16 protein-coding genes are annotated in these 23,731 nt (G+C 59.8%); 8 read left to right on the top strand and 8 right to left on the bottom strand.

What is annotated here, in order from left to right; all coding sequences use genetic code 11:
- The first annotated feature begins 22 nt into the window (after nt 1–22).
- The 7 genes from MWH26_RS08240 to MWH26_RS08210 all read left to right on the top strand — a co-directional run bounded on the left by MWH26_RS08240 (nt 23) and on the right by MWH26_RS08210 (nt 8,780).
- Complete coding sequence (locus MWH26_RS08240; RefSeq protein WP_247976820.1) at nt 23–1,459, top strand: O-antigen ligase family protein; 1,437 nt, start codon at nt 23–25, stop codon at nt 1,457–1,459.
- A gap of 7 nt (nt 1,460–1,466) precedes the next feature.
- Entirely contained in the window at nt 1,467–2,369 is a 903-nt protein-coding gene (locus MWH26_RS08235) for a glycosyltransferase family 2 protein (protein WP_244696116.1), read from the top strand.
- A 10-nt stretch (nt 2,370–2,379) separates the two neighbouring features.
- Nucleotides 2,380–3,612 (top strand): glycosyltransferase family 2 protein, encoded by a 1,233-nt coding sequence (locus MWH26_RS08230; RefSeq protein WP_247976819.1) that lies wholly within the window; start codon nt 2,380–2,382, stop codon nt 3,610–3,612.
- Between the two features lie 175 nt (nt 3,613–3,787).
- Nucleotides 3,788–5,158 (top strand): glycosyltransferase family 2 protein, encoded by a 1,371-nt coding sequence (locus MWH26_RS08225; RefSeq protein WP_247976818.1) that lies wholly within the window; start codon nt 3,788–3,790, stop codon nt 5,156–5,158.
- Nucleotides 5,159–5,220: 62 nt separating this feature from the next.
- Nucleotides 5,221–6,102, top strand: a complete 882-nt coding sequence (locus MWH26_RS08220) for a beta-1,6-N-acetylglucosaminyltransferase (RefSeq protein ID WP_247976817.1) — start codon at nt 5,221–5,223, stop codon at nt 6,100–6,102.
- Nucleotides 6,103–6,114: 12 nt separating this feature from the next.
- Nucleotides 6,115–7,362 (top strand): glycosyltransferase, encoded by a 1,248-nt coding sequence (locus tag MWH26_RS08215; RefSeq protein ID WP_247976816.1) that lies wholly within the window; start codon nt 6,115–6,117, stop codon nt 7,360–7,362.
- 68 nt (nt 7,363–7,430) lie between these two features.
- Nucleotides 7,431–8,780, top strand: coding sequence for a lipopolysaccharide biosynthesis protein (locus MWH26_RS08210; RefSeq protein WP_247976815.1), 1,350 nt, complete (start codon nt 7,431–7,433; stop codon nt 8,778–8,780).
- Between the two features lie 579 nt (nt 8,781–9,359).
- Here MWH26_RS08210 and MWH26_RS08205 read toward each other — a convergent pair.
- From MWH26_RS08205 to bshB1, 3 genes are all read right to left on the bottom strand, one after another.
- Nucleotides 9,360–12,566 (bottom strand): PA14 domain-containing protein, encoded by a 3,207-nt coding sequence (locus tag MWH26_RS08205; protein WP_247976814.1) that lies wholly within the window; start codon nt 12,564–12,566, stop codon nt 9,360–9,362.
- 613 nt (nt 12,567–13,179) lie between these two features.
- Nucleotides 13,180–14,841: a hypothetical protein gene (locus MWH26_RS08200; RefSeq protein WP_247976813.1), complete on the bottom strand. Its 1,662-nt coding sequence runs from the start codon at nt 14,839–14,841 to the stop codon at nt 13,180–13,182.
- 580 nt (nt 14,842–15,421) lie between these two features.
- A complete protein-coding gene (gene bshB1, locus MWH26_RS08195; RefSeq protein ID WP_247976812.1) occupies nt 15,422–16,141 on the bottom strand; it encodes a bacillithiol biosynthesis deacetylase BshB1 in 720 nt (239 codons plus the stop codon).
- A gap of 261 nt (nt 16,142–16,402) precedes the next feature.
- Here bshB1 and MWH26_RS08190 point away from each other — a divergent pair, with 261 nt between their 5' ends.
- A complete protein-coding gene (locus MWH26_RS08190; protein ID WP_247976811.1) occupies nt 16,403–17,428 on the top strand; it encodes an aldo/keto reductase in 1,026 nt (341 codons plus the stop codon).
- 137 nt (nt 17,429–17,565) lie between these two features.
- Here the strand turns inward: MWH26_RS08190 and MWH26_RS08185 are convergent, their stop codons facing one another.
- From MWH26_RS08185 to rpsO, 5 genes are all read right to left on the bottom strand, one after another.
- Nucleotides 17,566–18,714: a peptidoglycan DD-metalloendopeptidase family protein gene (locus tag MWH26_RS08185; protein WP_247976810.1), complete on the bottom strand. Its 1,149-nt coding sequence runs from the start codon at nt 18,712–18,714 to the stop codon at nt 17,566–17,568.
- Between the two features lie 136 nt (nt 18,715–18,850).
- Nucleotides 18,851–19,798, bottom strand: coding sequence for a thioredoxin-disulfide reductase (trxB, locus tag MWH26_RS08180; protein WP_244696104.1), 948 nt, complete (start codon nt 19,796–19,798; stop codon nt 18,851–18,853).
- Nucleotides 19,799–19,975: 177 nt separating this feature from the next.
- Nucleotides 19,976–20,839 carry a sigma-70 family RNA polymerase sigma factor gene (locus MWH26_RS08175; protein WP_022823752.1) on the bottom strand — a complete coding sequence of 288 codons (864 nt, stop codon included), beginning with the start codon at nt 20,837–20,839 and terminating at the stop codon, nt 19,976–19,978.
- 134 nt (nt 20,840–20,973) lie between these two features.
- Complete coding sequence (locus MWH26_RS08170; protein ID WP_244696103.1) at nt 20,974–23,136, bottom strand: polyribonucleotide nucleotidyltransferase; 2,163 nt, start codon at nt 23,134–23,136, stop codon at nt 20,974–20,976.
- Between the two features lie 194 nt (nt 23,137–23,330).
- Nucleotides 23,331–23,606: a 30S ribosomal protein S15 gene (gene rpsO / locus MWH26_RS08165; RefSeq protein WP_188558566.1), complete on the bottom strand. Its 276-nt coding sequence runs from the start codon at nt 23,604–23,606 to the stop codon at nt 23,331–23,333.
- Nucleotides 23,607–23,731 lie beyond the last annotated feature (125 nt).

The following is a 23,731-nucleotide window of genomic DNA, read 5'->3' as shown; positions in this document are numbered from 1 at the left end:
ACCTCTTGTTTACCACGACCTCATGAGTCACTACGCATCATCAGCCAGCTTCAAAAGCCGGGGGCTTCAGCTTCTGCTGGGGGTGCTGGCGGCCGTGGCGGTGGGCTGGGGTACGGCGCGGGCGGGGGTGCTGGTGCCGGCCCTGCTGATTGTGCTGGCGGTGGTGGTGCCGTTTGTCATCATCCTGTTTACGACGCCGCGGGTGGGCATCATTGCCTTGCTTTGCTACTGCTTCCTGTTCTTTATTATTGATCGGGAGGTAGGCGGCGCGCCCTACGGCATGGCCATTGATGGGCTACTGGTTACCACGGCCGTAGCCGTGCTGGTGCAGCACCGCCGCTTCGACTGGAGCTACATCAAAAACGATTTGGTGCTGCTGACCCTGTTCTGGTTTGTGGTAAACATTCTGGAGCTGGGCAACCCGTCCGGGGCCAGCGTCATGGGGTGGGTGCAGGAGTTTCGGAGCGCTTCGTTCTACTGGCTGCTTACGGTGCCCCTGAGCCTGCTGCTGTTCAACCAGAAAAAGGATTTGAACCTGTTTCTGGTGCTGCTGATTGGGCTGTCGGTGCTGGGCACGCTCAATGGGCTAAAGCAGCTCTATATCGGCCTTTCGCCCGGTGAGCAGCAGTTTCTGGATGAGGGCAATGCCAAAACCCATTTGCTCTGGGGCAAGCTACGGGTGTTTTCCTTCTACAGCGACGCCGGCCAGTTCGGGGCTTCCCAGGCCCACATTGCCTTGGTGGCCCTGATTCTGGGGTTCGGACCGTTTAAGAAGTGGCAGAAAACGCTGCTGCTCGTGGCGGCCGGGCTGCTGATTACGGGCATGTTCATTTCCGGTACCCGCGGGGCCTTGTTCGCTTTGCTGGTCGGGATTGGGGTAGCCCTGTTGATCAGCAAGAACATCAAGGCCCTGGTGGTGGGCTCGGTGCTAGCCCTATCGGCGCTGTACGTGCTCAAGTACACCCACATCGGCGACACGAACTACAACATCTACCGCATGCGCACGGCCCTGGACCCCCAGGACGCCTCCCTGAACGTGCGCCTCAACAACCAGCTGGTGCTGCGCAACTACCTCGATTCTCACCCTTTCGGGGGCGGCGTGGGCACCATTGGGGCCTGGGGCATCAAGTACAACCCGGGCAGCTACCTGGCCACCATTCCGCCCGACAGCTACTGGGTGAAGGTGTGGGTGATGTACGGCATTGTGGGCTTCATCATCTGGTTTGGCATCATGCTCTACATCGTGGGCAAGGGCTGCGGCATCGTCTGGAACATCCGGGACCCCAAGCTGCGGGTGAAGCTCAACGCCCTGACGGCCGGCGCGGCCGGCATCCTGTTCTGCAGCTACGGCAACGAGGTTATCAACTTCATGCCCTCGGCCATCATCGTGTACATCTCCTGGGCCTTTATTTTCCTGGGGCCGCGGCTGGATTCGGACCCTGAACTTGTACAGCACTAACTGGTCTATGGCAACGCCTCTGGTATCCATTATTTCCATCAACTACAACCAGGCCCAGGTAACCTGCGAGATGGTAGCTTCCCTGCGCCAGCTCACGTACCCGGCCGTGGAAATCATTGTCGTTGACAACGCTTCGCCTACCGATGACCCCGGCATCATTACGGAGCAGTTTCCGGAAGTGCAGCTCATTCGGTCCGATAAGAACCTGGGCTTTGCCGGCGGCAACAACCTGGGCATCCGGCAGGCTACGGGCAAGTACATCCTGTTTCTCAACAACGACACGGAGGTGGCCCCGGGCTTTCTGGAGCCCTTGGTTGAGCTGTTCGAAAACAACCCCGACGCCGGTATTGCCTCGCCCAAAATCATCTTCTACGGCACCAACGATGTTATTCAGTACGCCGGCTCCCGGGGCATCAACACCTGGACGGGCCGCAGCGTGACCATCGGCCACGGGGAGCCCGACGCCGGCCAGCACAACACCTCCGGCCCCACCAAACTCGCCGACGGGGCCGCCATGATGGTGCCGCGCCGCGTGATTGACGAGGTGGGCCTGATGCCAGAGGTGTACTTTCTCTACTACGAGGAGCTGGACTACTGCGAAATCATTAAGCGCTGGGGCTACAGCTGCCACTACGTAGCCGAATCGACAATTTACCACAAAGAGTCCCTGTCGGTGGGCAAGTCGTCGGTGCTGAAAACCTACTACATGAACCGCAACCGCCTGCTGTTCATCCGCCGCAACTTCACCGGCTGGTCGTTCTGGACGAGCACCTGCGTGTTCCTGCTGGCGGCCCTGCCCAAGAAAGCCGTGACGTTTTCGCGCCGCTCCGAGTGGAGCCACCTGCGCGCCTTGGGGCGCGGGCTGTGGTGGAACCTGCAGCACCTGGGCACTTCTTCCGCTACCTCCTAACCGCCGCACTATGACCCTTTTTACGCTTCTTCTGGATGGGCTGCTGTGGGTGCTGGGCATCTACCTAGCGCTCAACTGCGGTTACCTGCTGTTTTTTGCCGTGGCCGGCCACCTGAATCAGCCCCGCGTCACGGCCCCTACGCATGGCACCCAGCGTCGCCGCCCGGCCCGCACCATGTGCGTGCTCATTCCGGCCTACCGCGAAAACACGGTGATACTGGAAACCACCCGGGCCGCCCTGCGCCACGCCTACAGCGGTGGGCACGCCGTGTGCGTTATAGCCGACGGCTTACAGCCCGAAACGGTAGCCGCCCTGCGGGAAATGGGCGCCCAAGTGCTGGAAGTGCACTTTGAGCGCAGCACCAAAGGCAAAGCTCTGCTCTACGCCCTGGAGGCCCTGCCCCAGCACCAATTTGAGGTGGCCATGGTCCTCGACGTGGATAACATCATGAGTCGGGGCTGCCTGGAGGCAGTGAACCAGGCTTTCGAGGCCGGCTACCAGGTAGTGCAAACCCACCGCACGGCCAAAAACACCGACTCGGCCTTTGCCCTGCTCGACGCCTGCAACGAGGAAATCAATAACCACATTTACCGCAAGGGCCACTTTGCCGTGGGCCTCTCGGCAGCTCTCATCGGCTCGGGCATGGCCTTCGAGTTTGGCTACCTGCGCCAGCTGCTCATGGGCATTGGCGAAACGGTAGGCGAGGACAAGGAGCTGGATTTCCGCATTGCCCGCGACCAGGAGAAAATCTGCTACCTCGACCACGTGTACGTGTATGATGAGAAGGTCGAAAACGCCCAGGTGTTTACCCAGCAGCGCAGCCGCTGGCTGGCCGCGCAGTTCGAGTTTCTGAAGAAATACGCCGCCGAGGGCCTGGAACAGCTCATGGAGCACGACAACTTCGAGTTCTTCAACAAGGTAGTGCAGGCCTTTCTGGTGCCGCGCATGCTATTGATTGGGGTGCTGGGCATGCTGCTGGTGGTGTCCGCGGGGCTGAGCTTCGTGCTGCCGGCGGGCCCCTCGCCCCTGTTCTGGGCGGGTCTGCTGACCGTGCTGGGCCTCACGCTGCTGGCCTCCTTGCCCGCCCGCCTCTACAACAAGCAGCTCCTAACGGCCATTGTGCGCCTGCCCTACGCCCTGCTGTGCATGGTGCTGGCCTTGCTGCGCATCAACCGCTCCAAAACCGCCTTCCTCGCCACGCCCCACCGGGTCCAGACCCTGGATGCTTCTATGGAGCATTGACCCCACCCCAACCCCTCCCCGGTGGGGAGGGGCTTAGGTTAGCATTACAACGACTTTGTTCACGGTCATTAGCTGACATTGCCACAGTAACCGAAGCCCCTCCCCACCGGGGAGGGGTTGGGGTGGGGTCCACGTCACTTCCTTATCCACCAGCAAACCATGCCTTTCGAAATCATTGCCCTACCTGCCGCGGCCTGCTTGGTGTTCGGCTTCATCCGGGGTCTGCGGGCTCGTCAGCAATCCTAGCGCCGACGCCGCCAGGTCTCACTTTACCTCGTTTTGGCAGCTGCTGGCGCCCAGCGGCGCTACGCTGCACTTCCTCTGCTACTCAGGCTACTCCTTTATGATGAGCAACGTGTACCTCTACTTGTTTTGGGCGGCCTTTGCCGTGGCATTTTATACCTACGTGGGTTACGGTCTGGTGGCCTGGGCACTAGCCCGCCTTGCGCGCACAGTGCGGCCGGCGCGGCCGCTGGCGCCCTTTGTGCCTGAGGTGACGCTGGTGGTGCCGGCCTATAATGAGGCCGATATTCTGGATGATAAAGTCGCCAATTGCCTGGCCCTGGACTACCCCCGCGAGAAACTGCGGCTCCTGTTTATCACCGATGGCTCCACCGATAACTCGGCCGAAGTATTGACCCGCTACCCCCAGATAGAGCACCTACACTCCCCCTTCCGGGGCGGCAAATCCTTGGCCGAAAACCGGGCCATGGAGTTTGTGCGCACGCCCTACGTGGTATTCACTGACTGCAACTCCTTCCTGAACCCCGAAGCCGTGGGCGAAATGGTCAAGCACTACCAGGACCCGCAGGTAGGCGCCGTTTCGGGAGAGAAAAAGGTGCTGGCCCACAACTCGGCCTCCGGGGCCGGCGAGGGGCTGTACTGGAAGTACGAGTCCTTCCTCAAGCGCTGCGACTCCGAAATCTACTCCTTGATGGGGGCGGCTGGCGAGCTGGTTTCCTTCCGCTCCAACCTGTTCCAGCCCCTGGAAAAGGACACCATTCTGGACGACTTCATTCAGTCCCTGCGCATTGTGGAGAAGGGCTACCGGGTAGTATACGAGCCAGCCGCCTACGCCGCGGAAGCACCTTCGGCTTCCCTGGCTGAAGAAATGAAGCGCAAAATCCGCATTTGCGCCGGCGGCTGGCAGTCCATGGTACGGCTGCGCTCCTTGCTGAACCCGGTGCGGCAGCCGCTAGTAACGTTCCTGTACGTGTCGCACCGGGTGCTGCGCTGGAGCATTACGCCCGTGGCCCTGGTGCTGCTGCTGGTGCTGGGCGCGGTGCTGGCTGGCGTGCAGGGTGGGTTTTACGCGGCCTTTTTTGCCGGGCAGGTGCTGTTCTACGGACTGGCCTACCTGGGCTGGCGCGCCGAAAGCCGGGGCCGCAGCCGCAAAGCCCTGCTGGTGCCGCTCTACTTCACCCTAATGAACCTGGCCGTGTTTGCCGGCTTCCGGCGCTACCTGCGCAATGCCCAGCCCGCAGCCTGGGAAAAGGCGGCCCGCAACCAGACCCTCGAAGGAAACCTGAGCATTCCGAAAGCCTGAATTCTGCCCTGCTTCTACCCCACCCGCCCGTTTGGTAGCCGTTCACCCAACTTCCCTCGGCGATGAGAATAGCCCACCTGATAATGGCGCATAAAGGCCCCGAGCAACTTGCCCGCCTGGTGAAAGCCCTGGCCCACGAGGGCTTCGACTTTTACATTCACCTGGATGCCAAGGCCGACCGCCGGGAGTTTGCCTTTCTGGAAGAGTTACCGGGCGTGCGCCTGACTACCACCCGCTTGTACGTGCGCTGGGCTTCCTACCGCTTTACCAAGGCCATTGTGGAGTGCACCCGCGAAATTCTGGCCACGGGCATCGAGTATGACTTCATCAACCTGATGAGTGCCCAAGACTACCCCATCAAGCCCGCCGAAACCATCTACGATTTTCTGGCGCGCAACCGGGGGCGGTCCTTTCTTTCCTTTGAGTCGAGCGAGGAAAACTCGGAGTGGTGGGCCCACGCCATTACGCGGGTGGAGAAGTACCACTCCACCTACTTCCACTTCAAGGGCCAGTACTTCCTGCAAGCCACCATCAATTGGCTGCTGCCCAAGCGCACGTTTCCGCTGCCCTACACCTTGTACGGCGGCAAAGACGGCTCCTGGTGGACCATCAGCCGCCCTTGCGCGCAGTATCTGGTTGATTTTCTGGACAATAATCCGGGTCTGCGCCGCTTCACGATGTTTACCTGGGGCTCCGATGAGTTCTTGATTTCGACCATTCTGATGAACTCGCCCTACCGCCCGACTATCGTCAACAACAACTACCGCTACATCGACTGGAGCCAGGGCGGGGCCAACCCCAAGGTGCTGACCACCGTGGATTTTGAGGCCCTGCGCGCCAGCCCCCAGCTTTTCGCCCGCAAGTTCGACCCGGAAGTGGACGCCACCGTGCTAGACCTGGTGGACGACCTGCTGCTGGCTGCCCCGCTCCACCCCGTTTCCTAGCCCGTATTATTTATGGAAAGCCCGATACAAGGTCGTGATATAGTGGTGGTGGGGCAGCAGCCCTGGGACACCGAAATCGGCAGCAACTGCAAGAACATTGCCCTGGAGTTTGCCCGCCACAACCGGGTGCTCTACGTCAACTCGCCCCTGGACCGCAACACGGTGCTCAAGCACCGCCACGAAGCCCGGATTCAGCGCCGCCTGCGCATACTTCGAGGGCAGGAGCAGGCCCTGGAAACGGTGGGCGAAAACCTCTGGGTGCTCACCCCGGATACCATTGCCGAATCCATCAACTGGCTGCCACCTTCGCCGGTGTACACCGTGTTCAACAAGCTGAATAACCGCCGCTTTGCCCGGGCCATCCGGCGCGGCATCACGGCCCTGGATTTCCAGGATTTCGTGTTGTTCAACGACAACGACATCTTCCGCAGCTTCTACCTGAAAGAGCTGCTCCAGCCCGCCGTGAGCGTGTACTACTCCCGCGACTACATGTTGGCCGTGGACTACTGGCGCAAACACGGCCGCCACTTGGAGCCCCAGCTTATTGCCAAGAGCGACGTGTGCGTGGCCAATTCCAGCTACCTGGCGGCCTACTGCCGGCGCTATAACCCCAACTCCCACTACGTGGGCCAGGGCTGCGACGTAGCGCCAGCGCCGGCCGCCGAGGCTACCACCCCAGCCGACCTGGCCGGCATTCCGGGGCCGCTGATTGGCTACGTGGGGGCGCTGGTGAGCCTGCGGCTTGACTTGGCATTGCTTCAGCAACTTGCCGAGCAGCGCCCCACCTGGAGCCTAGTGCTGGTGGGCCCCGAGGATGAGGCGTTCAAGGCCAGCACCCTGCACCAGCTACCCAACGTCCACTTCCTCGGGCCGAAGGCGCCCGAGGAGCTACCGGCTTACATTCGGGAGTTTGCCGTGTGCCTTAACCCCCAGCTGGTCAACGACATGACCATCGGCAATTACCCGCGCAAGATTGACGAGTACCTGGCCCTGGGCAAGCCCGTGGTGGCTACCCGCACCCAGGCCATGGACATCTTCGCCGACTATACTTACCTGGCCGAGTCGGCCGCTGACTACGTGCGGCTGATTGAGCAGGCGCTGGCCGAAGACTCTAAGGAGCTTCGGCAGGGCCGCGCCGCGTTTGCCGCTACCCATACCTGGGAAAACAGCGTCCGGCAGATTTACGCGGCCATCCGGGCAGCTTCGGCGGGTGCTCTTGCCGCGCCGGCCGCGCCTACTGCCACCCTGGTTTCTGCCTGACACCGCGCACTCCCCTACGGCTGCGGGCTGCCCGCGGCCCTGTTCCCACCTCTACGCCCCCTTGCCTGATGCTCGCCGTCTTTAAAAACCGACACGTACTATCCCTGACCGGCAACGGCGTGATGGCCGTGTTCAGCATCCTGACCTACAGCATCCTGTACCGCTTTCTGCCCGAGACAGATATGGGCAACTGGGTGTTTTTTCAGTTTGCCTTTCTGCTGCTCGACACCTTCCGCACAGGCCTGCTGCAAACGCCCCTGATTAAGTTTTACGCCGGCGCCGACCTGGCCCGCCAGACCACCGTAGCTGGCTCGTCGTGGTTTATTGGCCTGCTGGTCACGGGCTTTTTCGTGGTGCTCAACCTGGCAACCCTACCGCTGGCCCCCTACACCACCGATGCCGGCGTGCTGCTACTGCTCAGCTACTTCGGCCTGAGCTTGGTGGTTACGCTGCCGTTCAACGTGGCCGTGTGGCTCCTGCAGGCCGAGCAGCGCTTCGATGCCATCCTGACGATTCGGCTGCTCAACCAGGGCTCCTTTATTCTGCTGACGGTTTTGCTCTACTGGCTCGGGAAAATCAGCTTGCTGGGCATTGTGTACTCGTTTCTGGCTAGCTCCCTGCTCACGAGCGTGGTAACGCTGGTAATGGGCTGGGCCCGGCTGGGCGCAATTCGGCACAAAACGATGGAGTGCGTGCGGGAGGTGTTTCACTTCGGTAAGTACAGCTTCGGCACGTTTCTGTGCGCTACCCTGCTGCGCAGCTCCGATACCTTCATCATCAAGTTTATGCTGGGGCCGGCCGCCCTGGCCGTCTACAACCTGCCTCAGCGCCTGCTCGAAATCATTGAAATTCCATTGCGCAGCGGCCTGGCTACGGCCATGCCCGATATGTCGGCGGCCGTGAACCGCAAGCGCAACGATGAGGTAGCCCACACGCTCAAGAAATACGCCGGCTCCCTCACCCTGATCTTCATCCCGATTACGCTGGGCGTGCTGGTGTTTGCCGATGTGATTGTGCTGGCCATTGGCGGGCAGAAATACGTGCACACCGAAGCAGCCAACATCTACCGCATCATGATTATATGCGCCCTGCTCTTCCCCATTGAGCGGTTTCTGGGCGTCACCCTCGACATCATCAACAAGCCCCAGCTCAACCTCATTAAGGTCCTTATTGCCCTGACTATCAACACCACCGCCGACATTCTGTGCATCAAGCTCACGGATAGCATTTACGGGGCGGCGGTGGCCTCGGCCTTCACGCTGGTAGCCAGTCTGGGCTACGGTTACTGGGTGCTCAATAAATACCTACCCCTGCATTACCAGGACACGTTTCCGCTGGCCCTGGCCGAGTTTCGCAGCCGCCTCACCGTGCTGTTTCAAAAGGTGAGACTTATCACAAACCGCAACCCTACCTTATGAAATAGGGTGTCGCGCTTTCCTACGGGCGAAAAGAGTTAGGAGCCGCCAACTAGTACTGTCTCCGATTGAAGACCATAATGCCGGAGCACATCTTTGCACCGTTCCCGTCCATTGCTGTCCGCACCAAAGCGGCGGATTAGTAAGCTAATAGGCCGTCCTGCAGAGGCGCAGCCGAAGCATCTCGCTCGAATCGTTGGGTTAGTTTGGCAACGTCAGCACGCCAGATGCTTCGGCTGCGCCTCTGCAGGACGGCCTAAAAGGGATATAGACAGTAATTAGTAAGGCAGTCTTACACCAAAAAGAACGTCATGCTGAGCTTGTCGAAGCATCTCTACCGCTTCCGTCCGCACGTTTGGAGGTAACGGTCGAGATGCTTCGACAGGCTCAGCATGACGGGCTGTTGGTTTACTGTCCGTTTGGTATTCGGTTGTCTGCTCAAATCATGCTCCTGAAACGCAAAACTGTCCTTCCGAGCAGCGCGAGGAATCTGGGTTAGCCTCTCTGGAGTGTGACCTAGATTCCTCGCCCTGCTCGGAAGGACAGTAGACGAATTTCGCTGTGCTACTCCGGCATGACTACCTACTCTGACAGCACTACCCGTTGGTTGAGCACGGCGGCGGGAGTGGTCAGCCGGACGAGGTACACGCCGGTGGGCAGGCCCTGGGCGTGCAGCGTAACGCGCTGCGTACTGCCGGCTTCCACGGTCCCAGTTAGGAGCTGGCGCACCAGCCGGCCCTGCAGGTCGTACACGGCCAGGGTAACCCGGCCGGTTGTTAGCGGGCGGAAGGTGATTTCGCTGCTGGTGCTGAATGGGTTAGGCGCTACCGTGAAGGCTAGGTCCTCAGCGGCACTGGCCGTTACGCGGGCCGCGGCGCCGTCGCCTAGCTGAGCACTGCTGGCCGTGGCCGTCAGGCGGGCGCTGCTGCCCGTGTAGGGCGACAACCGGCTGCCCGGAATGGGGCCCTCCATGGTGCCATCAGGCAGCTGCCAAGCCACGGACACCTGGTCGTCGCCGCCTTGCTCTTTGTGCAGGGCCTCAATGTAGTAGCGCTGACCGGCCGTCAGGGTAACGGGGGCTGATTTCTGGCTGGCGTACTTGTTCCACTCGCGCGAGTTGGTGTAGCCGTTTATCGAGGCAATCCGCACTTTGCGGGCGGGGTCACCATCGGGGCTCAGCCACAGCTCGCAGTTGTCGTCGCCGGCAATCCAGAAGGTATAGGCGCCAGTTTGGGGCGGGCACAGGTAGCCGCGGATCCGAGCCCCGTAGTTGTCGCCGAGGTTGCGGCTGCTTTCAAACTGGGTGAGCTGGCTAGTGCTGGCCGGCGCGGTCTGCACCGGAATGTCGGCCACGGCTGAGCCGCCCACGTTGTTCCATTGCTCGCGCAGGATAGTGCCGGTAGCTGAGCACACAGCCGGCGCCGACGTAGCTGGCGGGGTGCTGCTGGTGCTACCCGCCGCCGGCAGGACAAACAGCGGCGTTTCCGTCACCAGAAGGCTCAGCTGCCCGTTCGTTAGGTTCACGCGCTGCACAGCCATAGCGCTGGCACCGGGGCGGTACACATCGGCGTAGGCGGCGGTGCCCAGGTTGAGGGTGTACTGCACGGTGCGGCCCCGCTCGTCGGGTACTACCAGGGCGTAGGCTTGCTGCCCGTTCAGCTCGTAGCGGTCCACTACGGGGTCGGTGTTCAGGGTTTCCTTGAACGTGTATTCGCCCAGCAGCTGGTTGGTTTGACGCAAGTACTGGGTAGCCAGGCGCGGGGTGCGGTCGGCGTTGAGCAGGCCCATGGTGGCAAACTGGGTGGAGCTGCCCGGGTTGTCGTCGTAGAGCTGGTAGAAGAACACGCGCTCCACCCCGTAGCGCGGGTAGAGCAGGGCCGTGCGCAGCAGCCAGTCGGCCTGGGTTTCCTGCACCGAGCGGCTGCCGATGGCAATGGCCTTGAACGGGCTGCCCTGGTTGGTGTCGAAACCCGTTTCGGTAATCCAGACGGGTATGTTGCCGCAGTACTGGCGGGCCATCTGCACGAAGCTGCGCGCTACCGGCGCCGCATCCGACACCTCGGGGGCCGCCCCGCGGGTGGAGTTGCCGCCTTGGGAAGTGCCGGCGTCGTTGGAGTAGTTGTGGTAGTTGATGACGTCCCAGCAGAGGTTTACGCTGCCATCGGGGCGGTAGCCGCGGTGCTGGCGGCACCACTCCACCATGCCCTTCACGTACTCGGGGTCGGGCTTGGCCAGGCCGGCCATCACCACTTGCATGGTGGGGTCAGCGTTTTTCACGCCAATGCCTGAACCCATGGTGTTACGGTGCCCATCGTAGAAAGCCGAGAGGTTGGCCGCGTACTGGGCGGGCGTCTGGTAGGCTTTGGCGCCCTTCCACCACTTGTCCCGCTCGTTGTCGCACTCCACGTAGGTAATCAGGTTCAGGCCAATCTTCACCTCATTAATACCGTCGCCGGGCCAGCGCGGGGTAGTATTCACCGTCACGAGGCTGCGGCTCAGGCCAGTGTTGCGGCCGTAGCGGGCGGCAAACTGGAAAGCCATGCGGGCCTGCTCGCGGTAGGAAGCGGGGTTGCTGAAGTCAGCGCCCCCGCGCACGGGCACGTTTTCGTTGTCGCGCTGGTCGGCGGGCCAGGTGTTCAGCAACCAGCCCGGTAGGGTTTTAATGCAGGCCAGCACTTCCACGCCTTCGGTCTTGAGGCGCTGGTACATGGCATCGTAGTTCCAGCCCCCGCTATGGGTAGGGTTGAACGTGTAGCTGCCCTCCGAGGATTCCAGCCGCTCCCAGTCGAGGTAGTGGCGGATGCCGGTGAAGTTCTTCACGCCGGCCAGGCGCGCGGCTTCCACCTCCCAGGGCCGGTTGGGGTCTTCCAGGTCCCACTCAAAGGCATTCACCCCGAAGGATTGCTTGAGTTTGATTGCCCGGGCCGCAGTGCTGGGCGTGCTCGGCGTAGTGGGCGCGGGCGTGGTAGGCGCCGGGGCCGGCGCAGCTTGCACGGTTAGGTTTTGGTTTACGTTAGCGGCTGCCAGGTAGGCAGCACTACCCGCCTGTGAGGCGGTAATGGTGGTAGTACCTGCCCCGACCACCGTGGCCTGCCACTGCCCGCCGGCGTTGGAAACCGAAGCCACCGCCGGATTGGACGAGGTAAAGGTGATGGGCGTAGCCGAGTTGGTGCTGGTGGCGCTAAGCGCAAATGGCGCGTCGCCCACGGTTTTGCCCGCCAGCGCCCCGAAGCTGATAACTGCCTGCGGTAATGCGGGACTCGGGGTCGGGGTTGGCGCAGGAGTTGGGGTAGGCGCCGGGGCGGGGCTAGCGGTGCCGCTGGCATACCCGAACACCTGAATCTTGTGCGGCAGGTTGTTGCAGTATTTCCGCACAATGATGGCATCGGCGGCTACCGGCGTGGCTACGGCCAGCTCTACCCACTGCTGGTAAAGGGCCCCGGTGAAGGTACCCAGCAAGGTGCGCTGGGTACCATTGAGGGCGTAAATGGAAGCGGGCTTATCGGCGAAGGAACCCTCGAAATCATAGAGCCGCAGCCGACTCACGTTCGTGCGCTGGGCCAGCCGAAGCGTCACGTCGATGTACTGAAAGTTGGTAGGGTCCCAGTGGTTGCGGACCAACTCGTTTAGGTTGTCATTCAGCCAGGGCGAGTAGTCTTGGCCCGTGTTTACGCTGGGTGTAATGGTAGTGATACTGACCCGCGTTTCGCTTTGGGCCCGGGCCGTGAGGGCCAGCAAAAAGCATACAGCATAGGCAAGCAGCGCCATCCATCTGGAAAATTTCCCCATTTCAAAAGAAGTTTGGTGAAGGTGTGGGGTAAGCCGCTACTGCGCGGGCTACCCTCGTTTTGGTAAGCCAATATGCCAGGCAGCAGACTGGGTAGTGTAGTGCGCTAGTGTGGTTCCCGCAGTTGCGGAATCGTGTTTTTTTCTCTTCCCGTCGCGCTTCCTATCTGAGCGTCCGGCATGTAGTAAACCGCCGCCGCTGCCCTATGAAACGCCCACTCTTCCCCTCTTCGTGGGAAGCCCCATCGTTGACCACTACTGTAGAGTGAGCAAACAGCATCCTTACTCCTATTCCTTCTCCCGCTACCTTCAGAAAAGCAGCCGGAGTACCCATCTCACTTGCTAGGCCTGGGCCAGCCATCAAACAAATTATCCTCTTTTTCGCTGCTAAAAGCGGGCACGTTTTCCTCGATTCAACTTCACGTGTTGCCCACCTCAATTTCGTCAAAAATACAATTATCAAATTTAATAAACTTCATAAGAGCTTGATTTAGCGCACATTTATATATAATTAAAAATATATTATCTTAATAATACAAAATTAACAGCAAGTTAAGATAGAGTCACTGATGCACTCTGGCGCCTATGCATGTTGCAACGCAAGGTGGCCGGAGTATCACTGTTTTGGGCTACTGAGGTAGGGCTTAGCAACGGTGGCCAATTGCAAGCCCGTGAGGGGTAGCATGGTGAAGAAGGCAGGCGCCCCATCTAGCAGCACCTCGCGCCCGGGTAGGCGCATGCTCGTGCCGGAAATTCCAAAATCCCAACCTCGGCGCTCTATCCCGGCTACTGGCCAAGTGGCCGGAAAGGTGTAGCGGGCCGTAGCCTCCTCCTGCTGATCGATTGGGGTTTTAGCCCACAGCACATACTGGTACTGGTCGGCGCGGCGGAAGGCGGCCCCGTCTACCTCCTCCGGCAAGTGGAGGGCGGCGGTGCGGGCGGCATCATAGTGCCAGCCTGCTAGCAGCTCGGCCGTGGTTTTGAAGCCCAGCCCGAGTTGGGTCAGCTTTTCCCGGCCGGGCAGGTCGCGGTTCATATTCTCATACATGCCCATGAGCTTGAACTCGTCGTCGACGGCAACGCCCGCGGGCTGTTTGGGGGCGTCGGCGGCTTCGGCTATACTATAGAAGTGCACCTGCCGAATGCCGTTTTTCTGGGCAATGATCAGGGCCTTCATGCCAAAGTTGCGCTGCATCTCATCGGAGCCGTAGCGCCACTCGGCGGTGCGGCGGCTAATGTTGGTTTCCGTAACGATGAAGTGCTTTTCGGGGTAGGTTTCGCCGTTGAAACCGTGCTGGTGCAGCACGGCCTCAAACTGAGCTTTGTGGCGCAGCAGCTGAGCGGCGGCGTTGTCGGAGTTGCGCTGGTAGTTGAAGCCCGTGTGCAGCAGATTGCGCCGGCGCAGGTAGTACGAAGGGTACACGTGGTAGTCTACCACGTCGAAATACGCCCCGCCCCGGGCCGGAAATTGGGCCGTAACGGCGCCACCACGGGGGTTATCGGTGTAGCGCAGCAAGGCATCGAGGTACTCGGCGTAGCCCAGGCCGCCGGGCGTCACGTAGTCCTCGGGGCAGTATTTTTTCACTACCTCCCAGGTGATGCGCAAGGTGCGGATGTAGTGGTAGATGGGCGCCAGCGTGTTGGTGGTTTCGGCCGGCCTGGGGGCCCGCTCCAGCCACTCCTTATTGCTGACATCGGTAATAAAATCGGGCTCGTTGACGACCTCCCAGAAGCGGATGTGCTTGCCGTAGGTTTGGGTGAGCCGGTAGATGTAGGCGGCGTAGTAGTTGCGCGGATTGATGGTGCTGTCGGCCAGCCAAATAGGTTCGTAGAGGTTGGCAAACAGCTTGGACGGCTCCCGGCAGCCGGGGTACACGGTCTGGTCGCGGTGCTCGGCCGAAGGTTCGCCCACAAAGCACACCAGTTCCCGCAAGCCCAGGTTGGTGGTGTGGTGGTCGAAGGCGGCCTGCCGGGCCTGCCAGCCCCACTTGTCCAAAAACTGATCGGGCAGGGTTACTCGGATGGTTTGCCCGCCGGCCTTGCTGATGGCCGAGGCCAGGTGCTCGTCGTCCCAGCCGCTGCCGTAGTAGCCCATGTTGCAGCCGTAGCCAAAGTCGGCGGTGTAGGGCCGCACGTAGCTTTCGGCGGTGTGCGGGGTACGCGTGGCGGGCGGCTGGTGGGGGCTAGTGCAGGTAGCGCAAAGCCACGCCGCGCCCAGCAGCACCGGTTCGGGCAACCGTTTCCCAACCTTTCGGCGCCAGGTAGTAAAACTGTTCATAGCAGGGCTTTCAAGGGTGACCGGTACTTGAAAGGTGGGCGGCAGCAGACTGCTTGCCCAATACGGAGCTGGTCCGCTAGCCCGCCGCAACAGCGGAAAAGCTAGCCGAATTTGTAAAACATGAGCGTGGAGGGCCGGACGGGTGGGGGTCAGTCCAGGAGGCGGCAACAGCAATATGCTCCCAATACAGCCGACGCTGTTCTGGTCGCTCAAGATAGGAATTAGTATTTTATATTCAAGATTAAATAATACTAAACCGTGCAAACCTGCTGCTTGGCAGGAGTGGAATATCCGTATTGGTTTCTACCTAATGCAGTGTATGTACTGAATGACATATTGTTCTAAGCTTATCGGAGTCAGTCGGAAAGATTGCGGGCTTAGATCTTAACGTACACTCAAAAAAAGCCCGTTATGCGGAGCCCCGCGCAGGGCCTACTCACGCGCAAACGAGTTGATGGTATCAAGTCGGGCTGCGGGGAGTAGGCCCTGCGCGGGGCTCTGCTTGACGGGTGAGTCAATGAGCCGATATGTTCCGCTAGCGGTGCGCGGAATGCTTTCCGGCTATTTCCCTTCCGCTTACTTAAATCAGCTCCGTTATTTCTCGCACGCCAATCGGCCTCTCCCGCGTAAATCCTTCGCCAAATTCGGCTCCTATTAGGTGGCCGAACTCGCGGGCACGAGCTTCCAGGAATTGGCTGAACACGGGTGTGGACAGATAAGTAGTGGGCTCCGTGCTGTTGGGGTTGTAGAACTGGGTGCCGTAGGCCTGGATGGCTTCCCACTTTTTGGGCCAGTGCGCGGTAATATCTACCACAAAATCGGCCGGAATCTGGCGGTCCTGGATGTAGTGATACACCACGCGGGGGCGCCAGGGCTGCTGGGGCTGGCCGTCGTCGCCGAGGGTTTCAATCATGCGCAGGCCCGAGAGAAAGCACGCCTCCGACTCCAGCTGGGAGCCGCGGCCGTGGTCGGGGTGCCGGTCATGGATGGCGTTGCAGAGGACCACGTCAGGCTGGTAGCGGCGCAGGGCGGCTATTAGCGGCAGCTGGTGTTCCCGGTTGTTGCGGAAGAAGCCATCGGGCAGGCCCAGGTTTTCGCGGGCGCTCAGGCCCAGGATGCGGCTGGCGGCTTCGGCTTCCTGGGCGCGGGTAGCGGCAGTGCCCCGGGTGCCCAGTTCCCCCCGGGTCAGGTCCACGATGCCGATTTTCTTGCCAGCGGCAGCGGCGGCCAGCAGCGTACCGGCACAGCACATTTCAACATCATCGGGGTGAGCTCCGAAGGCCAGAATATCAAGTTTCATGCAAAAAAAGGGAAGTCGAGAGGAAGGAAAGTCGCTACCAAGCACGAAACGCAAGCTCGGGCCACGGGTTTAGCTCGGGCAAAAGTAGCAGGTTAGCGCGCTTGCACTACTGGTAGCGCCTTGCGGCTACCACCTAGCGAAAACCCTGGCCTGTGGCAACGAGTTACACCAAGCAATCCACAACGAGAGCCAGGTCCCACCCATACGGCAGCAACCTGTAGTGCCCTGGGCAGGGCATCTACGCATTTTCTCCTTTCATTTATGGAATACAGACAACTTGGCCGCTCTGGCCTACGCATCCCGGTCCTGAGCTTCGGCACGGCCACCTTCGGAGGCGGCAACGAGTTTTTTAAAGCCTGGGGCAGCACTCAGGTTGATGAGGCCCGGCGCCTGCTTGACATCTGCCTAGAAGCGGGCGTTACGCTCTTCGACACGGCCAACGTATACTCCCAAGGGATGTCGGAGGAGATTTTGGGCAAGGCCCTGGCAGGCCGGCGCGGGGAAGTACTGCTTTCAACCAAGGCTACCTTCCCCATGGGCGAGGACCCAAACGGCTACGGCTCCTCCCGCCAGAACCTGGTGCGAGCCTGCGAAGACAGCTTGCGCCGCCTCGGCACCGACCACATCGACATCTACCACATGCACGGCTTCGACGCGCACACGCCCGTGGAGGAAACCCTGCGCACCCTCGACGACCTGGTGCAGAGCGGCAAGGTGCGCTACATTGCCTGTTCCAACTTTTCGGGCTGGCACCTGATGAAGAGCCTGTCAGTGTCGGAGCGCTACGGCTGGGCGCGCTACGTGGGCCACCAGGCGTACTATTCGCTGGCAAACCGGGAGTTTGAGTGGGAGCTCCTACCCCTCGGCCTCGACCAAGGGGTAGGCGCCATCGTCTGGAGCCCCTTATCGGCGGGCTTGCTAAGCGGTAAAATTCGCCGGGGCCAGCCCCTTCCGGAAAGCAGCCGGCTAGCCCAGGGCGGCGGCCAGGGCCCTAAAGTGCCCGACGAGTTGCTGTTCGCCATTATTGATGCCCTCGATGAGGTAGCCGCCGAAACCGGCAAATCAGTAGCTCAGGTAGCCCTAAACTGGCTGCTCCAGCGCCCCACTGTGGTCAACCTGGTCATTGGGGCCCGCAACGAGGAACAGCTCCGCCAGAATCTGGCCGCCGTGGGCTGGAACCTCACCCCCGAGCAAGTGGCCAAGTTGGATGCCGCCAGCGACACGCCGCCCATCTACCCCTACTGGCACCAGCGCAATTTCCCGATGCTGCACCCTAAGCTGGTATAGCGGCGGTTAGTTCAGCCATGCACCTAGTGCCATATTACTGATGCATGAGGTGGCAGCTTCGCGCTACTAGCGCAAAAAGCCCCGCTAAGGATTACACCTTAGCGGGGCTTTTTGCTGTTCTCGGTTCTACGACCAGCCTACTTGATGCGGAGTGTTCGGCCTACGCGCAGTACCGCCGTGCCGCCATTCAGACGACGAATCTGGGCCTGCGATACGCCGTACTTATCAGCAATTTCCGACAGCGTATCGCCGCTGCGGATTTTATGCGTTACAATGCGCCGGGCCTGGGTGGGTTTCGCGGCGCTGCTGCGGCTACTGCTGCCGCCGCTGCTGGCACCCGGCACGCTCCCGCCCCGGTACCGCAATGACTTGCTGTAGTAGGCAAACAGGGCTGAAGTAATCTGAAAATTGTCTTTGATGAGGCGGTAATCCGGGAAGTCGTACATCCGCTCCGGGTCGATGGGGTTGCCCTCGTAGCGCACCTCAAAGTGCAAGTGAGAACCGCTGCTGCGGCCCGTGCTGCCACCCCAGCCAATAAGTTGGCCGGCTTTCACGAACGTTCCGGGCGCCACCAACGACTTCTGCAAGTGCCCGTAGAGCGTCTCGATACCGTTGTAGTGCCGGACCAAGATGTAATTGCCGTAGCCGGAGCCGTCCCACTTCACAATGCGTACTACCCCGTCGAAAGCCGCTTTCACGGAGTCACCGGTTTCCAGGTCCAAGTCTACGCCGTAGTGCCAGCGGTAGCCCCGGAAGCCAAAGTCTGAGGTGATGGGCGTCCGGTTCAGGGGCATTTTGGCGTAGCGCTGGCGCTCCGGCTCGGTTAACTTCAGGTTGAGCGTGTCCTTGATATGGCGCCCGTCTACGCGGTAGGGGTTGATGTTATGGGTATCCCAAATGGCGTAGTAACCCGCTACTTTAATCCAGGAGGAATCAATTTTTACTTCCTCTGACACTTCCACGATCTGCTGCTCGCCTTCGTTGAGCGTGGTCGTATCCTCGCTCACAATGGAGAGCTTTTTGGCCGGGTTGAAGAAGATGGACTTTGCCGCATCGGAACCCTCATCCGGTAGCTCCTCCGTCTCAATCAGAATCGTGGTATCGGGCCGCACGTAGCGAATTGTGGGCGACTTAATCCGGAAGAAATCCTTCCGCTTGCCCGCCGAGCCAGCTTTTGCTTTCGGCTCGGGGACTTTGCGGCGCTGGGCCAGCAGCTGGCCGGGCAAGCCAAAGAACAGCCCGATCAGTAGCAGCGGCAGCAGCCAGTGTTTCGCAAAATTCAGCAAGAGCAACAGGGTAAATGGTGAAATGGTGAGGTTGTGAAGTTGTGAAATGATTTGAGTGTAGGGTGTAACGCCCGTGTCACCCATTGTCTTGCATGGAATGAAAAACTCACCATTTCACAACTTCACCAATTCACTCTTAATGATCCCCCAGCGCGGCTAGGTAACGCTCCGCATCCAGGGCGGCCATGCAGCCGGAGCCGGCGGCCGTCACGGCCTGCCGGTAGGTGTAATCCTGCACGTCGCCGCAGGCAAAAACTCCATCTACGTTGGTTTTGGCCGTACCAGGGAGGGTTTTAAGGTAGCCCTGCTCGTCGTGGTGCAGGTAGGGCTGAAAAATTTTGGAGTTTGGCTCGTGCCCGATGGCCACGAAGAAGCCCTCAATGGCAATGTCGCGGGTGCTGCCGTCTACCACGTTCTTGAGGCGGGCACCTTCCACGCCGTGCTCTCCCAAAATCTCGTCGGTTACGGTATTCCAGAGCACTTCAATCTTGGGGTTATCGAGTACGCGCTTCTGCATGATTTTCGAGGCCCGCATCTCGCCCTTCCGCACAATCATGTACACCTTGCTGCACAGGTTAGCCAGGTAGGTAGCTTCTTCGGCTGCCGTATCGCCGGCGCCCACAATGGCCACGTCCTTGCCGCGGTAGAAAAACCCGTCGCACACGGCGCAGGCCGACACGCCCGAGCCGTTCAGCCGCTGCTCCGATGGAATGCCGAGCCACTTGGCCGAGGCACCGGTGGCAATAATGACCGTATCAGCTGTCAACTCCAGATTCTCATCAATAGTAACCCGGTGCGGATGACCCGAGAAGTCAACTGCAGTAGCAATGCCATAACGAATATCCGTGCCGAAACGGGCCGCCTGTTTCTTGAGGTCTTCCATCATTTCCGGCCCCATAATGCCGTCGGGGTAGCCGGGGAAGTTCTCTACGTCGTTGGTAATCGTGAGCTGCCCGCCGGGCTGCAGGCCCTGGTACATGACGGGCTTGAGGTTGGCGCGCGCAGCGTAAATAGCGGCCGTGTAGCCAGCCGGGCCGGAGCCAATAATCAGACACTTGATGTGTTCTGGGGAGGTAGTCGCCATGAGAAGTACGGAGCACCGGCTACGCCAGCGCTGTGTAAAGTTATAGTTGGGGTGCAAAGGTAACACCAGCACGCTGCTTCCGCCCGGGAGCAGAAATTTTGCCACCCGGGTTGAGCTGGTACTACAACAAAAAACCCCAACCAAGGGTCAGGGTTTTCTGCGAAAGGGTAGAATAAATTACCCCAGGTAGGGTTTCAAGGCTTTGGAGCGCGAGGTGTGGCGCAACCGGCGGATGGCTTTCTCCTTGATCTGGCGCACCCGCTCACGGGTTAGGTTAAATTTCTCGCCGATTTCCTCTAGCGTAAGAGAGTGTTCCCCGTTCAGGCCAAAATACAGCGTGATGACGTCAGCTTCGCGCTTGGTCAGGGTGCTCAGGGCACGCTGCACTTCTTTGCGAAGCGAGTCGTTCATCAGGCCCGTGTCGGGGCTCTCCTCGTCTTCGTTTTCGAGTACGTCCAGGAGGCGGTTTTCCTCACCCTGCACGAAGGGAGCATCCACGGATACGTGGCGACCCGAAATCTTCAGGGTATCTACTACCTCCGAAGTGGTCAGCTCCAGTACTTCAGCAATTTCCTCGGGCGAGGGCTCCCGCTCGAATTTTTGCTCCAGCTCGGAGAAGGATTTGGAAATCTTATTCAGCGAGCCTACCCGGTTCAGGGGCAGACGCACAATGCGCGACTGTTCGGCCAGGGCTTGCAGAATGGATTGACGAATCCACCATACGGCGTAGGAGATGAACTTAAAGCCGCGGGTTTCATCAAAACGCTTGGCGGCTTTGATCAGACCAAGGTTGCCCTCATTGATCAAATCACCCAGCGAAAGGCCTTGGTTCTGGTACTGTTTGGCCACCGACACCACGAAGCGAAGGTTAGCCTTGGTGAGTTTTTCCAGCGCTTGCTGATCACCTTCTTTGATGCGTTGCGCCAGCGTCACCTCCTCGTCGGGGGTCAGCAGATCCACCTTGCCAATCTCCTGGAGGTATTTATCCAGCGACTGGCTTTCGCGGTTGGTGATCTGCTTGCTGATTTTTAGCTGTCTCATTGCGGGCGCGTGAGAATGGAGTTGTGATTGCTACTAAACGTCGTTGTCAGTCCGATGTACGGAAGATACCCAAACGCGGGTACCGGCATTGATTATGTGCAACACGCCGGTACCCGCGAAAGTTCGGGGAGTTCTTACTGGGCGCTGCCGTTCGAGTCGGCGGCCCGCTCAGGCTTGGGCAGAAGCACCTTGCGCGAGAGGCGGTATTTGCCGGTCTTTTTGTCGATGTCGAGCAGTTTTACGTCAATCTCCTGCCCTACTTCCAGCACGCCTTCCAGCGAGGCCAGCCGCTCGTGGGCTACCTCCGAAATGTGCAAGAGACCGTCTTTGCCCGGCATGATTTCTACGAAAGCACCATAAGGCTGAATCGAGCGAACCTTGCCTTTGTAGGTTTCACCAATCTCCGGTACGGCAGCAATAGCGCGGATCCGGTCGATGGCGGCCTGCATGTCTTCCTGGTTGGAAGCGTAGATGCTTACGTGGCCTTTCTCGTCCTTCTCCTCAATGATTACCGTGGCGTTGGTATCCTTCTGAATCTGCTGAATAACCTTACCGCCCGGCCCGATTACTGCCCCGATAAACTCTTTATCAATGAGCATTTTGTGCGAGCGGGGAGTGTGAGGCTTCAGCTCCGCGGCCGGAGTAGCTAGCGTCTTGGCCATCTCGGCCAAGATGTGCAGCCGGCCTTCACGAGCCTGGTGCAAAGCAGCCGTCAGAATTTCGTTGCTCAGGCCCTGGATTTTAATATCCATCTGGCAAGCCACGATACCTTTCTCGGTGCCAGTTACTTTGAAGTCCATGTCGCCGAGGTGGTCCTCGTCGCCCAGAATGTCAGACAGCACAGCGTATTCGCCGGTTTCCTTGTCCTGCACGAGGCCCATGGCTATACCCGAAACGGCGGCGCGGACCTTAATACCGGCATCCATCAGGGCCAGCGAACCAGCGCATACCGTAGCCATCGACGAGGAGCCGTTCGACTCCAGGATGTCCGACACGATGCGGATGGTGTAGGGATTTTCTTCCTCAGAAGGCAGCACCCGCTTCAGGGAACGGAGGGCCAGGTTGCCGTGGCCAATTTCCCGGCGGCCGGGGCCACGGTTGGGCTTCACTTCACCGGTCGAGAAGGCCGGGAAGTTATAGTGTAGCATAAACTTGCTGTAGCCCGACTGCATGGCCGAGTCGATGATTTGCTCATCGAGCTTGGTACCCAGGGCCACCGTAGTCAGCGACTGAGTTTCACCGCGGGTAAACAGGGCCGAGCCGTGGGCGCCGGGCAGGTAGTTTACTTCGCTCCAAATCGGGCGAATTTCCGTCAGCTGACGACCATCGAGGCGGGTACGCTCCTTGATCATCATGTCACGGATGGCCTTCTTCTCAGCCGAAGAGTAATAGCGGCCAAACATTTTCATGTCCAGTTCGGGCTGCTCTTCCAGCAGTTTCTCTATCAGGGACTTCTTAACGGCGCCGAAAGATTCCTTACGGCCGGCCTTGCTGGTATTGCCCGACTGAGCAATGGCGTACGCCTGCTGGTACACGCCCTCGTGGATGCGCTGCTTCAGCTCGTCATTTTCGTCGTACTTGGGGTACTCCCGCTTTACGTGCGACTTTTCAATTTCGGCGGCCAGCTCGCTCTGTACGCGGCACTGCTCCTTGATGGCTTCGTGGGCGTAGGCAATGGCTTCTACCATCTCCTCCTCGCTCACCTCGTTCATCTCCCCTTCCACCATGGCTACCGAGGTAGCCGTAGCGCCTACAATCAGGTCAATGTCAGCGCGGGCAATGTCCGAGCTTTTGGGGTTGATTTGCAGCTTGCCGTCGATGCGGGCTACCCGCACTTCGGAAATCGGGCCAGCAAACGGAATGTCAGAAATTGACAGGGCAGCTGAGGCAGCTAGGGCGGCCAAGGCATCGGGCTGCACGTCTTTATCGGCAGAAATCAGCGAAATCAGCACCTGCACCTCGTAATGGTAGTCCTTGGGGAACATCGGGCGCAGAATGCGGTCCACAAGGCGGCACACGAGAATTTCGTAATCAGAGAGGCGACCTTCACGGCGCTGGAACGAGCCAGGAATTTTGCCGGCACCGCCGAATTTCTCCTGGTAGTCCACCGACAAGGGCAGGAAGTCCACGTCGCCGCGGGAGCTGGGCTGCGAAACGACCGTTGCCAGCAGCATGGCGTCGCCCAGGCGCACCACAACGGCGCCGTCGGCGAATTTGGCCAGCTTGCCAGTTTCAATGGAAATCTGCCGCCCGTCGGGCAGCGTAATGTGTTTGGTAACCGCGGTGTAGTTGGGCATCTTAGGGTTGCTTAAGAAAGCGACAGCGGGCGAGCAGCCGTAAAAATAGGGCCAGCAGTAGCCCTACTTTGCTCTGAAGAAATATCCTTCGGGGGAGTAAACAACGAAACCGGCGGAATAATGCAGCCGGCTTCGGACAAAAAAAGAGCAGGGAACCTCCCCAGTGGAAAGGCTCCCTGCTCCGGACCGTGGGCTTACTTGCGAATGCCCAGTTCCTTGATGATGGCGCGGTAGCGGTTGATTTCGCGGTGCTGGAGGTAGTCCAGCATCCGGCGACGCTTACCAACAAGCTTCAGCAGACCCAGACGGGTCGAGTAGTCCTTCTTGTTAACTTTCAGGTGCTCCGTCAGGTGCGTGATGCGGGTCGTGAACAGAGCAATCTGCGACTCGGCCGAACCGGTGTCGTTAGCGGACTTCTGCAGGCTGTTTTTCTCGAAAATGGCCTGTTTTGCTTCAGTAGTGAGTTTCATCGGCAGATAGGTTTCCCCGTCTTAGATTAAAAATGAAAAGAGAATTCACCCCGCACTTCGGGGTGGCCGCAAAGGTAGGCTTTTACTCCGAGAAAATGTCGAAAATATCTGGCACTCGCGGCAAG

It is taken from the genome of Hymenobacter sublimis, assembly GCF_023101345.1.
Lineage (GTDB): Bacteria > Bacteroidota > Bacteroidia > Cytophagales > Hymenobacteraceae > Hymenobacter > Hymenobacter sublimis.
The sequence above is the reverse complement of the archived record's forward strand: the minus strand, read 5'-3'. Positions and strand labels throughout refer to the sequence as shown.